Source organism: Chimaeribacter arupi (assembly GCF_002858805.1).
In the GTDB taxonomy this organism is placed as follows: Bacteria; Pseudomonadota; Gammaproteobacteria; order Enterobacterales; family Enterobacteriaceae; genus Chimaeribacter; species Chimaeribacter arupi.
Window position 1 is genome coordinate 16,289 of sequence record NZ_PJZI01000001.1, and the last position, 13,548, is coordinate 29,836.

General features: G+C 57.8%; 14 protein-coding genes. 2 read left to right on the forward strand and 12 right to left on the reverse strand.

Annotated elements, in window-relative coordinates; translation table 11 throughout:
* Window positions 1-2 precede the first annotated feature (2 nt).
* Window positions 3-2,141 (forward strand): YccS/YhfK family putative transporter, encoded by a 2,139-nt coding sequence (locus tag CYR52_RS00105; protein WP_101827737.1) that lies wholly within the window; start codon window positions 3-5, stop codon window positions 2,139-2,141.
* Here the strand turns inward: CYR52_RS00105 and argD are convergent.
* The 5 genes from argD to ppiA form a co-directional block, all read right to left on the reverse strand.
* Window positions 2,131-3,348, reverse strand: coding sequence for a bifunctional acetylornithine/succinyldiaminopimelate transaminase (gene argD / locus CYR52_RS00110; RefSeq protein WP_101827738.1), 1,218 nt, complete (start codon window positions 3,346-3,348; stop codon window positions 2,131-2,133). The genes CYR52_RS00105 and argD overlap by 11 nt on opposite strands.
* 155 nt (window positions 3,349-3,503) lie before the next feature.
* Window positions 3,504-4,079, reverse strand: coding sequence for an aminodeoxychorismate synthase component II (locus CYR52_RS00115; protein ID WP_101827739.1), 576 nt, complete (start codon window positions 4,077-4,079; stop codon window positions 3,504-3,506).
* Between the two features lie 32 nt (window positions 4,080-4,111).
* Window positions 4,112-4,714: a putative adenosine monophosphate-protein transferase Fic gene (locus tag CYR52_RS00120; RefSeq protein WP_072927444.1), complete on the reverse strand. Its 603-nt coding sequence runs from the start codon at window positions 4,712-4,714 to the stop codon at window positions 4,112-4,114.
* Window positions 4,704-4,874, reverse strand: coding sequence for a YhfG family protein (locus tag CYR52_RS00125; protein ID WP_072927445.1), 171 nt, complete (start codon window positions 4,872-4,874; stop codon window positions 4,704-4,706). The genes CYR52_RS00120 and CYR52_RS00125 overlap by 11 nt, the downstream gene beginning before the upstream one ends.
* Before the next feature lie 163 nt (window positions 4,875-5,037).
* Window positions 5,038-5,607 (reverse strand): peptidylprolyl isomerase A, encoded by a 570-nt coding sequence (gene ppiA, locus CYR52_RS00130; protein ID WP_072927447.1) that lies wholly within the window; start codon window positions 5,605-5,607, stop codon window positions 5,038-5,040.
* A 403-nt stretch (window positions 5,608-6,010) separates the two neighbouring features.
* Between ppiA and tsgA the strand changes: the two genes are divergently transcribed.
* Window positions 6,011-7,204, forward strand: coding sequence for an MFS transporter TsgA (tsgA, locus tag CYR52_RS00135; RefSeq protein WP_101827740.1), 1,194 nt, complete (start codon window positions 6,011-6,013; stop codon window positions 7,202-7,204).
* Window positions 7,205-7,317: 113 nt separating this feature from the next.
* On the opposite strand, the gene trpS is transcribed toward tsgA, so the two are convergent.
* The 7 genes from trpS to aroK all read right to left on the reverse strand — a co-directional run bounded on the left by trpS (window position 7,318) and on the right by aroK (window position 13,406).
* Window positions 7,318-8,322 carry a tryptophan--tRNA ligase gene (gene trpS / locus CYR52_RS00140; protein WP_072927450.1) on the reverse strand — a complete coding sequence of 335 codons (1,005 nt, stop codon included), beginning with the start codon at window positions 8,320-8,322 and terminating at the stop codon, window positions 7,318-7,320.
* Window position 8,323: 1 nt separating this feature from the next.
* The gene (locus CYR52_RS00145) at window positions 8,324-9,031 is read right to left on the reverse strand and encodes a phosphoglycolate phosphatase (RefSeq protein WP_101827741.1); all 708 of its coding nucleotides are present in this window, start codon (window positions 9,029-9,031) and stop codon (window positions 8,324-8,326) included.
* Window positions 9,024-9,701: a ribulose-phosphate 3-epimerase gene (gene rpe / locus CYR52_RS00150; protein ID WP_072927453.1), complete on the reverse strand. Its 678-nt coding sequence runs from the start codon at window positions 9,699-9,701 to the stop codon at window positions 9,024-9,026. Before rpe ends, CYR52_RS00145 begins: the two co-directional genes overlap by 8 nt.
* 67 nt (window positions 9,702-9,768) lie before the next feature.
* Window positions 9,769-10,587 carry an adenine-specific DNA-methyltransferase gene (gene dam / locus CYR52_RS00155; RefSeq protein ID WP_101827742.1) on the reverse strand — a complete coding sequence of 273 codons (819 nt, stop codon included), beginning with the start codon at window positions 10,585-10,587 and terminating at the stop codon, window positions 9,769-9,771.
* Between the two features lie 81 nt (window positions 10,588-10,668).
* Window positions 10,669-11,610, reverse strand: coding sequence for an SPOR domain-containing protein (locus tag CYR52_RS00160; RefSeq protein ID WP_072927457.1), 942 nt, complete (start codon window positions 11,608-11,610; stop codon window positions 10,669-10,671).
* A 113-nt stretch (window positions 11,611-11,723) separates the two neighbouring features.
* On the reverse strand, window positions 11,724-12,815 hold the full coding sequence (gene aroB / locus CYR52_RS00165) for a 3-dehydroquinate synthase (protein WP_072927458.1): 1,092 nt from the start codon (window positions 12,813-12,815) through the stop codon (window positions 11,724-11,726).
* Window positions 12,816-12,884: 69 nt separating this feature from the next.
* Entirely contained in the window at window positions 12,885-13,406 is a 522-nt protein-coding gene (aroK, locus tag CYR52_RS00170) for a shikimate kinase AroK (protein WP_072927460.1), read from the reverse strand.
* Window positions 13,407-13,548 lie beyond the last annotated feature (142 nt).

Genomic DNA, 13,548 nt, shown 5'->3' on the forward strand with positions numbered 1-13,548 from the left:
CCATGTGGCGTAGGCTTATCTACCATCCTGAGGTCAATTACGCGCTCAGACAAACGCTGGTACTTTGTCTGCCGGCGGCGATTGCCCTGCTGTTCGGCCAGCTGCAAACCGGCCTGCTGTTCTCCCTGGTCCCTGCCTGCTGCAACATCGCCGGCCTCGATACCCCGCACAAACGTTACTTCAAACGGCTGGCCATCGGCGGCACCCTGTTCGCGGTGTGCAGCCTCGTGCTGCAATTGCTGCTGCTCTATGCCCACTGGCCGCTGCCGCTGATCATGCTGACGCTGGCGCTGCTGCTCGGCGTGACCGGGGAGATAAGCCCGCTGCACGGCCGCCTGCTGAACGGTACCCTGGTGGCGGCCATTTTCACCCTGAGCATGGCCGGGACGGCACCGCTGTGGCAGGCACCGGGCCTGTTTGTGCTTGGGACAGTCTGGTACGGGCTGTTTACCTGGGGCTGGTTCCGCCTGTGGAAAGAGCAGCCGATGCGCGAAAACTTAAGCCTGCTCTACCGTGAACTGGGGGATTATCTGGAGGCGAAATACAGCCTGCTGACCCAGCATACCGACCCGGAAACCGCGCTGCCGCCGCTGCTGAAACGCCAGCAGAAAGTGATGGAGCTTATCGTCCAGAGCTACCAGCAGCTGCACATGCTTTCCAGTGAAAATAACCCGCACAATAAACAGCTGTTCCGCACCTTCCAGGTGGCGCTGGATCTGCAAGAGCACATTACCGTCAGCCTCCACCAGCCGGAAGAGGTGCAGAAGCTGGTGGCGCAGAGCCAGGCAGAAGCGATAATCCGCCGCAATGCGGAAGTGATCGCCCAGCGGCTGCGGATGGTGGCGGACGACATCCTCTACCATCGCCGCCCCGGGCCGTTCGCGATGGACAAAGAGCTGCAGGCGCTGGAGAAGCTCGCCAACCGCTACCAGGACAACCCGGTCGGCCGCTTCTGCTATTACCACTTCAGCCGTATCGCCCGCCTGTTGCAGACCCAGCGCCCGCTTTACCGCCGTGATCTGATGGCGGCCCAGAACCGCCTGCCGTTCTGGCCGGCGCTGCGCCGCTATCTGTCGTGGAAATCGATGTCACTGCGCAATGCGGCGCGCGTGGGAGTGATGCTGGCGACCGGCAGTACCCTCGGCCTGTTCTTTGACCTGCCCAAACCTTATTGGATCCTGCTGACCGCCCTGCTGGTCATTCAGAACGGTTATAACGCCACCCGCGTGCGCATCCAGCACCGGGCAGTCGGCACGCTGGCCGGGCTGGTGATTGCCGCCGGGGTGCTGCACCTGCAATTGCACCAGGGCATTATGCTGGGCCTGATGGTGCTGATTATGCTGCCCTCCTATCTGGTACTGCGCAAAAACTATGGGCTGGCGATGGTCGGGCTAACCGTCACCGCCGTGTACACCCTGCAACTGGTGACGCAGAACGGCATTAATTTCCTGATCCCCCGCCTGGTGGATACCCTGCTCGGCTGCGGGCTGGCGCTGGGCAGCACCATCTGGCTCTGGCCGCAATGGCAGAGCGGATTGCTGCGGGAAAATGCCTACCAGGCGCTGGAGGCCGATCAGGAGGCCATCCGCCTGCTGTTGCAGGAAAACCCTGACCCGGCGAAGCTGGCCTATACGCGTGTAATGGCGAATCAGGCGCATAACACGCTGTACACCTCGCTGAATCAGGCGATGCAGGAGCCGGGCTTTAACTCCCGCTACCTGGCGGACATGCGCCTGTGGGTGATGCACAGCCAGTCGATTGTGGAACACCTCAACGCGATGACGATCCTGGCGCGTGAGCATGACATGCTGTCGGCAGAACGCGCGCAGGCGTATCTGGAAACCAGCGAAATCGCCATTCAGAGCTGTCAGCAGCGGCTGATGTATGACGGCCCGGCCGAGGGCAGCCAGAACCAGCGCCCGCTGTTCCGCGCACCGGAGAGCGAGCCTGACATGCCGGTCACCGAGATGGAGCGCCATCTGCAACGTATCATCTCCCACCTCAGCGTGATGAATACCATTTCATCGCTGGCCTGGCCGCAGCGCCCGCACCACGGCATCTGGCTCAGCCGCCACCTGAAACAGGACAAAAAAAACCGCCCGGAGGCGGTTACACAAGACGAAGAGACCGCTACGCGCTAATGACGGTGGCGATCGCTTTCTCCAGCCGGGCCATGCCCTCTTTGATATCGTCAAACTCAATCACCAGGGACGGCGCAAGGCGCATCACATCCGGCCCGGCGTTCAGCAGCATCAGCCCATGCGCCGCGGCCGCCATCAGAATATCGCGTGCTTTGCCGCGGTACGCGTCATTGAGTTCAGCGCCGATCAGCAGCCCCATGCCGCGCACCTCTTTGAACACCTGATATTTCTGGTTAATGGCCTCAAGTGCCTGCAGGAAATGCTGGCGGCGCTCCTCAATCCCTGCCAGCACCGCCGGGGTGTTGATGGTATCCAGCGCCGCTTCAGCCACCGCACAGGCCAGCGGGTTACCGCCATAGGTGGTGCCGTGGGTGCCGACCGTCATCGCCGAGGCGATTTCATGGGTGGTCAGCATCGCGCTGACCGGGAACCCGCCGCCCAGCGCTTTGGCGGTGGTCAGGATGTCAGGCGTCACGCCGTAATTCATGTAGCTGAACAGCTTGCCGCTGCGGCCCATGCCGCTCTGCACCTCGTCAAACACCAGCAGGGCCTGATGCTCGTTACACAACGCACGCAGCCCCTGTAAGAAGGCCGGATCGGCCGGGGTGACCCCGCCCTCGCCCTGGATTGGCTCAACCACAATGGCGCAGGTATGGTCATCGATCACTGCTTTCACGGCATCAAGATCGTTATACGGCACATGGACGATGTCTGCCGGCTTCGGGCCGAAGCCATCGGAATATTTCGGCTGGCCGCCGACCGACACGGTAAACAGCGTGCGGCCGTGGAAAGCGTTATGGAACGCGATGATTTTGCTTTTGTAGGGGCTGTGGCGATGGGAGGCGTAATAGCGTGCCAATTTGAACGCGGCTTCATTGGCCTCGGCACCGGAGTTGGCAAAAAACACGCGCTCTGCAAACGTGGCATCAATCAGCTTTTGCGCCAGCCGCAGCGCCGGTTCATTGGTAAAGACGTTGCTGACATGCCACAGGGTTTCCCCCTGCTGTTGCAGGGCGGCCACCAGCGCCGGGTGGCAGTGGCCGAGCGCCGTCACCGCGATGCCGCCGGCGAAATCCACGTACTCTTTGCCCTGCTGATCCCAGACGCGGCTGCCTTTGCCTTTTACCGGGATAAACTGCGCCGGTGCATAAACAGGCAAAATTACCTGATCAAAGGTGTCGCGCCCTACTGCTGCTTTATCTATCATACCGCTCTCCATCTGCCGTTAGATCAGCCGGCACGAGCTTCGCCCGCGTCAACATGTGAAATTATAATCACGAAATATGCATAATAAATCACACTCAGGCAACCTGAAAGCCCGCTGTACAGAAAAATAACCGCGCGTTTTACCCAGGCGGAACATTACAGCTGAAGAAAATTATCCAGCAGCTGTAATCCTTGTTCACTCAGGATGCTTTCAGGATGGAACTGCACGCCTTCCAGCGGCAGGCTGCGATGGCGGATGCCCATAATTTCATCCCGCGCACCATCACGGGTTGTCCAGGCGGTCACGCTGAAACAGTCCGGCAGGCTGTCCGGGTCAATCACCAGGGAATGGTAGCGCGTTACCGTCAGCGGCTGATTAAGTTGCCGGAATACACCTTGCCCGTCATGCGTAATCTGCGAGGTTTTCCCGTGCATCACCTGGCGCGCCCGCACGATCTTCGCCCCAAAACTCTGCGCCATCGCCTGATGCCCCAGGCAGACGCCCAGAATCGGTAATTTCCCGGCAAAATGGCGGATCGCCGTGAGCGAAATCCCGGCCTCATCCGGTGTGCACGGCCCCGGTGAGATCACCAGCCGTTCAGGCGCCATCTGCTCAATCATTGTCAGGGTCAGGTGATCGTTACGGACAACCTGTACCTCTGCCCCAAGCTGGCAGAAATATTGGTACAGGTTATAGGTGAAGGAGTCGTAGTTATCTATCAGCAACAGCATAAGTCATTCCGGCAAACTATCTCCGGGCAATTCTACGCATTTTCGCCGGGTTCACTCACGACTTTATTGAAGATGGCCGTCAGCGCCGTGAGGTCGCCAAAGGCAGCCTTTTCATTGGCGTCCACCCAGGCGGCATGATCGGTCTGCGACCAGTCGATCACATACCCGGCGTGAATCACCAGTTGCTCAAAGAAGATGCGTTGCGCACGGCCATTCCCTTCACGGAACGGGTGCAGCACATTCAGCTCACAATAGTAGTAGGCCAGGCGCTCCACCAGCGTGTCACGCGGCAGATCCGCCAGGTAATCCTCATCTTCCAGCGCCTGCATCAGCGCATTGCCCTCTTTTTCGATATAGGCAAAGTGGCAGAAACGCGTGTCTTGTTTGTAGATATCCATCTCACGCAGCTCACCGGCCCAGGCGTAGAGATCCTGAAACAGGGCCTGATGGATGGCACACAAGTGCGGCAACCCACACTCACGCGGGCCAAGCTCAATAGTGGCGGCCCGCAGCGGTGTCAGCGCCAGCTCCGCTTCACGCAAGGTGGCCGCTTTACGGATGCCCAGCTTATTTTTCAGCACCTGTGAGTTGGCATACAGATAGGGATCGGCCCCGTCACCAAACTTATCGTTCATACTTTGCCCTCACCTGCTCAAGCTGTGCCAGCGCCTGCTCCGCAGAGAGCGCAACGGCTTCTACCTGATAGCCATCAAGCGCCATGCTCGCCTGGAAATTGGCATTTCGGTGTTGCTGAAACAGTTTCTCTTTCTGTTTCTGCGTCATTTTCTTCGCCACAGCAGACCTCCTTTTGGGCGGGTGATGCCTCCGGTAATAGCAGGACAATGCCTGCCGGTATGCGGCTAAGTATAGACAGTGGTATCGGGGGAAGCGGGCCGGAAGAAAGGATTATCGCGAGGCGGGCGTATCAGGCCGGCGTGATGGCCGGCCTGACAGCAGGTTACGGCAGAACTTTGGCGGACTGGATAACGATCGGTTTGGACGGCACATTCTGGTACGGGCCGACGTTCTCGCTTTTCACCTGCGAGATCTTATCTACCACGTCCATGCCTTTGACGACCTTACCAAAAACGGCGTAGCCGAAATCACGCTGGCCGTGATCCAGGAAGGCGTTGTCCGCAACGTTGATAAAGAACTGGCTGGTGGCGCTGTCTTTATCGGCAGTACGGGCCATCGCGAGGGTACCGCGCAGGTTACGCAGGCCGTTGTCCGCTTCGTTTTTGATCGGCGCGTTGGTGATTTTTTGCTGCATATCCGCGGTAAAGCCACCACCCTGCACCATAAAGCCAGGGATCACGCGATGGAAAATGGTGTTGTTATAGTAGCCACTCTGGACGTAATCGATAAAATTCTTTACGGAAACCGGGGCTTTCTGACTATCCAGCTCCAGCTCAATATTTCCCGCTGACGTGGTAAGCATGACATGTGTCTCTGCCGCGGCCAGGGCCGCCGGGGACAATGCCGTCAGGGAAAACAGCGTGGCCAGGGCCACCATAGTACGTTTGAACATGAACGGGTTCCTTTCTCCGGATACAAACAACACAAACGCCTTGATTCTAAAGAGGCTCCCCTACCCGCGCCAGCGCTTTACCTATATTTACTTTAACAAACGTGCAGGCCGGGTTACCGGGTAGGATGGGAGGTCACATTCACACGGCATTTTCCTGCAAACGCCTGTGATTTTTAGCGTTATGTCTGCCCTTCAAGGCGTTACGGCTACAGTGTACCGGGATGAAACCCGTGAAACCCGACAGACTTTTGCGCTTTATTGCATTCATTACACTTGAACTACGATATACGTCACAAATTATTACATGCCCTGTGTTACGATTCTGCGCTTCACGCCTGACCCTTCAGGCGGATTGCCAGTTCACACCCCCATACTTATGTTCAACTGACAACCAGGCACGTCTATGACTAACAGCAATCGAATCAGGCTCACATGGATTAGTTTCTTCTCTTACGCGCTTACCGGCGCGTTGGTGATCGTCACCGGGATGGTGATGGGCAATATCGCGCAGTACTTCAACCTGCCGATTTCCAGCATGAGTAACACCTTTACCTTCTTAAACGCCGGGATCCTGGTCTCTATTTTCCTTAACGCCTGGCTGATGGAAATCATCGCCCTGAAGCGCCAGCTGGTCTTTGGTTTCTTCCTGATGCTGATTGCCATTGTCGGCCTGATGAACAGCCACAGCCTGGCGGTATTCTCCGGCTGCATGTTCATTCTCGGTGTGGTCAGCGGCATCACGATGTCGATCGGCACCTTCCTGATTACCCATTTGTATGAAGGCCGTCAGCGCGGTTCACGCCTGCTGTTTACCGACTCCTTCTTCAGCATGGCCGGTACGCTGTTCCCGATCATCGCGGCCGCCCTGCTGGCACGCAGCATTGCCTGGTACTGGGTGTATGCCTGCATCGGCGTGCTCTATATCGCCATCTTCATCCTGACGCTGATGTCTGACTTCCCGAAACTGGGCAACGACGCACCGAAAGCGGCGCAGTCAGTGAAAAAAGAGAAATGGGGCATTGGTGTGCTGTTCCTGTCAGTGGCCGCACTGTGCTACATCCTTGGCCAGCTGGGCTTTATCCAGTGGGTGCCGACCTATGCCGCCAAACAGTTCAATATGGACATCACGCAGGCGGGCAGCCTGGTCAGTAACTTCTGGACGGCGTATATGGTCGGCATGTGGGTATTCAGCGCCGTGCTGCGTTTCTTCGACCTGCAACGCATTGTCACGATTCTGGCTGCGGCCTCGACCCTGCTGATGTACCTGTTTATCAGCACCTCTGATGCCGCGATGCTGCACTATTACATTCTGGGCCTGGGCTTTGTTTCCAGCGCGATTTACACCACGCTGATTACCCTTGGCTCGCAGCAGACCAAAGTCTCGTCACCGAAGCTGGTGAACTTTATCCTGACCTGCGGCACCGTCGGCACCATGCTGACCTTTGTGGTTACCGGCCCGATTGTGGCGAAAAGCGGTGAACACGCAGCGCTGGCCACCGCCAATGGCCTTTACCTGGTGGTGTTCGTGATGTGCCTGCTGTTGGGCTTCGTGACCAAACACCGGATGCACAGCCACGCAGCCGATGCGGCCCACTGATTTCCTGTCAGATTGACCCCAGGGTGCCTTTGCGGCACCCTTTTTTATGCCTGCGCCCCCGGGTTTCCGGCACAAAAAAACCGCCCGCAGGCGGTTTTTTTACAGCGTCAGGATTATGGCTGCGCCACAAAGCCTACCGCATCATAAACCTTTTTCAGGGTCTCCTGCGCACGGGCGCGGGCTTTGGCTGCACCATCACGCATGATCTGCTGCAACAGCGCCTCATCATTGCGGAAATGGTGGTAGCGTGCCTGCAGGTCAGTCAGCATACCGGACACCGCATCCGCCACCGCACCTTTCAGGTGGCCATACATCAGCCCCTCAAATTCCGGCTCCAGCTCGGCCACCGGTTTGCCGGTCACGCCTGACAGGATATCCAGCAGGTTGGACACACCCGCTTTGTTGGCAACGTCATAGCGTACCACCGGCGGCTCATCAGAGTCCGTCATGGCGCGTTTGATCTTCTTCGCCACCGCTTTCGGGTCTTCCAGCAGGCCAATCACGTTGTTGCGGTTTTCGTCCGACTTGGACATTTTTTTGGTCGGTTCCTGCAATGACATCACGCGCGCGCCGGATTTCGGGATAAACGGCTCCGGCACCTTGAAGACATCGCCATACAGGGCATTGAAACGGGCCGCCACGTCACGGCTCAGCTCCAGGTGCTGTTTCTGGTCTTCGCCCACCGGCACCTGATTGGTCTGGTAAAGCAGGATATCCGCCGCCATCAGCACCGGGTAACTGAACAGACCGGCATTGATGTTTTCCGCGTAACGGGAGGATTTATCCTTGAACTGCGTCATGCGGCTCAGCTCACCGAAATAGGTGTAGCAGTTCAGCACCCAGCTCAGCTGCGTATGCTCCGGCACATGCGACTGAACAAAGATGGTGCTTTTTTGCGGGTCAATGCCGCAGGCCAGGTAGAGCGCCAGCGTATCCAGCGTGGCTTTACGCAGCTTTTCCGCATCCTGACGCACGGTGATGGCATGGAGATCAACGATGCAGTAAATGCACTCAAACTCATCCTGCATCGTGACCCACTGACGCAGCGCACCCATGTAGTTACCAATGGTCAATTCACCAGACGGCTGCGCACCGCTAAATACAATGGGCTTACTCATTTTATGCTTCCTGATTCTTAAAGGATGACAGCCCAAGAGTGGGCAACAAGTCGGCAAAACGATCTATGGCTTGATCGGGCTGACTGAGCGCGATCGCCTCACCGTAGTTATAACCGTAGGTCAGGGCGATTGACGGGCAACCGGCTGCCTGTGCGGCCTGAATATCGTTACGCGAATCGCCGACAAACGCCATTTCGCCGGCCCGCATCCCCAGTTTGCCCAGCATCAGATAGAGCGGTGCCGGGTGCGGCTTCTTCACCACCACATCATCACCGCCGATGATCAGTGAGAAATACTCAGCAATGCCCAGGGCACTCAGCAGCGGTGCAACAAACGGCGTCGGCTTATTGGTGATAATGCCCATCGGCAGAGCGTGGCGGGCCAGTTGCGCCAGGGTATCGCGCACTTCCGGGAAAAGCTGGCTGCCGTGTTCCACGGTCTGGGCATAGAAGTGATCAAAGCGTGCACGCATCGCGGCGCGGCCGGGCAGGGTTGCGCCCTCACTTTCCGCCTGCGCCCACGCCAGCGCGCGTTCTACCAGCACATCAGCACCGTTGCCGATCCAGGTGCTTACCCGCGCCTCACCGGCCTGCGGTAACCCTGCTTCCGCCAGCGCCAGGTCAATGGCCTGCGCCAGCCCCGGCGCGCTGTGCACCAGCGTGCCGTCGAGATCAAATGCCAGCGCGCGGATCGCGCTGAAATCAGCCACGTGAAACCTTCGCCAGTTCGTCACGCATCTGGTCGATTACCGTGCGGTAGTCCGGCGCATTGAAAATGGCTGAACCGGCCACGAACATATCGGCGCCTGCCGCGGCAATTTCACCGATGTTTTCCACTTTCACCCCGCCATCCACTTCCAGCCGGATGTCATAGCCGCTTTCGTCAATGCGCTGACGCACCTGGCGCAGTTTGTCCAGGGTGTGCGGAATAAAGGACTGGCCGCCAAAGCCGGGGTTTACCGACATCAGCAGAATCACGTCTAGCTTGTCCATGACGTAATCGAGGTAACTCAGGGGAGTCGCCGGGTTAAAGACCAGGCCGGCTTTGCAGCCGTGGCTTTTGATCAGTTGCAGTGTGCGGTCAATATGCTCGGAGGCTTCCGGGTGGAAAGAGATGTAACTGGCCCCGGCTTCCGCGAAATCCGGCACCAGCCGGTCTACCGGTTTCACCATCAAGTGAACGTCAATCGGTGCGGTAATCCCATAATCACGCAGCGCTTTGCACACCGCAGGGCCAATGGTCAGGTTCGGGACATAGTGGTTGTCCATGACATCGAAGTGCACCACGTCCGCGCCTGCCGCCAGTACACGGGCGGTATCGTCACCCAGGCGGGCAAAGTCTGCCGACAGAATAGACGGCGCAATCAAAAACTGTTTCATCCGCATCTCCAAACGGTAAGGGTTAGTCAGCCTCAGGATCACGGACCGCGACCGGCCAGCGCCATCCTCAGCGTCTATACAGTGCCAAAAGCTCGTCCACTTTGCTACGCCCGAACGCATTGCTGCTGATGGTGCGGCGCACCTGAACCACGTGCATTTCGGCCGCCTGCTGATACCAGTCACGCGTCAGCGCCGTGTCATGGTTGGAAATCAGCACCGGGATCCGGCGTTCAGACGAAAGCAGCGATGCGAGGCGTGCCAGCTCCTGCTGATCGGCCATGCCGAAACCATTGGTATGGTAAGCCGTGAAATTCGAGGTTGCAGAAAGCGGTGCATAAGGCGGATCGCAATACACCACTGCGCCGGGGGCAGCGTTGGTCAACGTTTGCTGGTAAGTCTCACAGACAAAGGTGGCGTTTTGCGCTTTTTCGGCAAACCAATAGAGCTCATCGTACGGGAAATAGGGCCGCTTATAGCGCCCAAACGGCACATTGAACTCACCGCTCAGGTTGTAACGGCATAGGCCGTTGTAACAGTGGCGGTTGAGATAAAGGAAAAGGGTTGCCCGCTCGTAAGGATCGCGGCTCAGGTTGAACGCCGTCCGCAGGGTGTAGAACGCCTCGGCGTTGTTGTAAGACTCGCTGAATAACAGGCGCGCATCACGTACAAAGTCATCCGTGCGGATTTTAACGATGTTATACAGGTTAATCAGATCACTGTTGATGTCAGCCAGTACATAGGCATCATAATCCGTGTTGAGAAACACAGAACCTGCACCAACAAAGGGTTCGATCAGGCAGTCACCTGCAGGCAGGTGGCGTTTGATCTCCTCAATAAGGGGATATTTGCCACCGGCCCATTTTAAAAATGCGCGGTTTTTCTTCATGCCGTCGTTTAGCTACTTATACAATTCAGAGCCGCGGATTGTACTCTAGTTTCAGACAGCACATCAGCGCACAACTAAGGTTTATTTCTTCAGGTCCTGCTGTACCTGACGTACAGGTTTGACCCACGGTTTTTTGGCCTGCACCTCTGCCGGCAGCCGGCTGATCGCCTGTTTTGCTTCTGCTGATGAGGCATAGTTGCCGCTCACCAGCACAAACCACGGTTTCCCGTCACGGCTGGTCTGGTAGACCTGATAGTTGGTCAGTTTTTGCTGGCGGGCAAAAGCATTCAGTGAATCCGCACGGGATGCGCTGCTCAGTTGCAGGGTGTAATGGCTGGCAGGGGCATTCCGCAAAGCGCTGCCGCTGCTGCCTGAGGCAGCCGGGGCCGTACGGGCCGGGGCAGCAGGTGCAGTTTTCACCGGGGCTTTATGCGGCGTAGCGGCATGGGTTTCCGTACGCGTCTGTGGGGCAGCCGGTTTTACCGCCGCCGGGCGCGGTGCCTGAACAGCGGACGGCGAAAGCGTTGCCGGCGCGGTTGGCAAGGTAGAGGTGCCCTCTCCGCCCATCATCTCCTGGGAAGCGGTATCCACCTGGCTCTGCTGCTGGGAAAGCGCATCCGTCATGTTGCCGGGCAGATCAAGGCGTTGCTGGCCGGTGGCCGGCTGGGCCGGGGCGGCTTGCGTCGGGGTGTCAGAAATCGGCGGCACGCTGATGTCCTGCGGCTGGCCCGCCGCCGGCGCATTGGCCGCAGCAGATGCCGGGGCACTCTCATTATTGCCGGACAAATTGATATCTTTCGGTGCATTGCTCTGCTGGCTGGCTTCCTGTGGGGTCGGCGCTTTTAAGGCAGAACCAATGCCGAGGATCAGCAGCAACAGCACCAGAATCCCGATGGCGATCATCAGGTGCTGGCGCGAAATGGCAAATCGGGGAGCGGAGGAGCGGGAGGCGGAGCGCCGGCGTGCAGGGCGGCGATCGCTGGTATCCGGTTTCAGGTCGTCTTCGGGTCTTAACTCATCCATCGTCATCCTCCAACTCAGAGGTAAAGCCTGCACCGCATGGGGTGCCGGCTGATTAACCTGTGTGCATCATTATAGAACCGGCCACCAATACAGCGCCGGGGTAAAAGTCAGGGTCACGCCCCGACCCGACAATCATCAATTGAGGCCAGCACCAGCTCATGCGGTACGCCGCTGCGCACTTCCGATTGGCCGATGGCCGTAGGCAGCACCAGGCGCAATTCGCCGGCCAGCACTTTTTTATCACGCAGCATATGGGGAAGATAGGCGGCGGCCGCCATTTCCTGCGGGCCGTTAACCGGCAGGTTGGCGCGTTGTAACAGCGCCTTGAGGCGTGCCACGTCTTCCTCACTGAACTGGCCGAGACGGCGTGCGGTATGCGCTGCCATCATCATGCCTGCCGCGACGGCCTCGCCGTGCAGCCAGTTGCCGTAACCCATTTCTGCTTCAATGGCATGGCCATAAGTATGGCCTAAATTCAGCAGGGCACGCTGACCGTTTTCACGCTCATCCGCCGCCACAACCTGGGCTTTCAGCTCGCAACAGCGACGGATGCAGTACGCCAGCGCCGTCATATCCAGCGCCATCAGGGCATGAATATTCTGTTCCAGCCAGACGAAGAACTCCGCGTCGAGAATCACGCCATATTTGATGACTTCCGCCAGACCTGACGACAGCTCACGCGGCGGCAGGGTTTGCAGGCAGTCAAGATCGACAATCACAGACACCGGCTGGTAAAACGCGCCGATCATGTTTTTGCCGAGGGGATGGTTGACGGCCGTTTTGCCGCCGACTGAGGAGTCAACCTGCGCCAGCAGCGTGGTGGGCACCTGAATGAAGCGCACACCACGCTGATAGCAAGCGGCAGCGAAACCGGTCAGGTCACCGATGACGCCGCCGCCGAGGGCAATAAGGGTGGTATCACGGCCGTGGGGTTTCTCCAGCAATGCGGAGAAGACCTGTTCCAGCACTGCGAGCGATTTGAACTGCTCGCCGTCCGGCAGGATAACGTGGTCAACACGCACGCCTGCCAGCTCCAGCACTGAACGCACCTTATCCAGATAGAGCGGGGCCAGGGTCTGGTTGGTTACCAGCATGGCCTGCTCACCGGCTTTCAGCGGGATAAAAGAAGCCGGATCGTTAAACAATCCGGCAGCAATCGTGATGGGGTAACTGCGATCCCCTAACGTTACGGTAATCTTCTCCATGTCGCGCTCAGTGACCTTTTTGACGTTTACCTGCTGTTAACCTGCACCCTCAGAGATGACGGGAATGAATCAATTGCTTTCCAGCATGTTGATGATCTGGTTAGCCACGACTTTGGCGCTTTGATCATCGGTGCGGATGGTGACATCAGCAATCTCTTCGTACAACGGATTGCGCTCTTTCGCCAGCGCTTCGAGCACTTCACGCGGCGGCGCATCAACTTGCAGCAGCGGACGTTTTTTATCGCGCTGGGTACGGGCAAGCTGTTTTTCGATGGTGGTTTCCAGATAGACGACAACGCCGCGCGCGGACAAACGGTTACGGGTTTCACGTGATTTCACTGAACCTCCGCCTGTCGCCAGCACAATGCCCTGTTTTTCCGTTAACTCATTAATGATTTTTTCTTCGCGATCGCGGAAACCTTCTTCGCCTTCCACGTCGAATACCCAGCCCACATCAGCTCCGGTGCGTCGCTCAATTTCTTGATCGGAGTCGAAAAACTCCATATTGAGTTGCTGAGCTAACTGACGGCCAATAGTGCTTTTGCCGGCACCCATAGGCCCAACCAGAAAGATATTGCGTTTCTCTGCCATGTTTTTCGGTATTACTAAGACAATTCGTTAATGATAACCCGCCCCGCCAATCAAATCAGCGGCGGGACCTAAACTGAAACCTCATGAGCGATAGTGCGAGATCAGACGAAAAATTATCTCAACACTCTTGGTAGTTTGGCAA

Excerpts from the sequence above, each read along its gene's own strand:
- CYR52_RS00160 (WP_072927457.1), bottom strand. The coding sequence starts at position 11,610 with ATGGATGAGTTAAGACCCGAAGACGACCTGAAACCGGATACCAGCGAT.
- ppiA (WP_072927447.1), bottom strand. The coding sequence starts at position 5,607 with ATGTTCAAACGTACTATGGTGGCCCTGGCCACGCTGTTTTCCCTGACG.
- tsgA (WP_101827740.1), top strand. The coding sequence starts at position 6,011 with ATGACTAACAGCAATCGAATCAGGCTCACATGGATTAGTTTCTTCTCT.
- dam (WP_101827742.1), bottom strand. The coding sequence starts at position 10,587 with ATGAAGAAAAACCGCGCATTTTTAAAATGGGCCGGTGGCAAATATCCC.
- argD (WP_101827738.1), bottom strand. The coding sequence starts at position 3,348 with ATGATAGATAAAGCAGCAGTAGGGCGCGACACCTTTGATCAGGTAATT.
- aroK (WP_072927460.1), bottom strand. The coding sequence starts at position 13,406 with ATGGCAGAGAAACGCAATATCTTTCTGGTTGGGCCTATGGGTGCCGGC.
- CYR52_RS00105 (WP_101827737.1), top strand. The coding sequence starts at position 3 with ATGTGGCGTAGGCTTATCTACCATCCTGAGGTCAATTACGCGCTCAGA.
- CYR52_RS00120 (WP_072927444.1), bottom strand. The coding sequence starts at position 4,714 with ATGAACGATAAGTTTGGTGACGGGGCCGATCCCTATCTGTATGCCAAC.
- CYR52_RS00115 (WP_101827739.1), bottom strand. The coding sequence starts at position 4,079 with ATGCTGTTGCTGATAGATAACTACGACTCCTTCACCTATAACCTGTAC.
- rpe (WP_072927453.1), bottom strand. The coding sequence starts at position 9,701 with ATGAAACAGTTTTTGATTGCGCCGTCTATTCTGTCGGCAGACTTTGCC.
- trpS (WP_072927450.1), bottom strand. The coding sequence starts at position 8,322 with ATGAGTAAGCCCATTGTATTTAGCGGTGCGCAGCCGTCTGGTGAATTG.
- aroB (WP_072927458.1), bottom strand. The coding sequence starts at position 12,815 with ATGGAGAAGATTACCGTAACGTTAGGGGATCGCAGTTACCCCATCACG.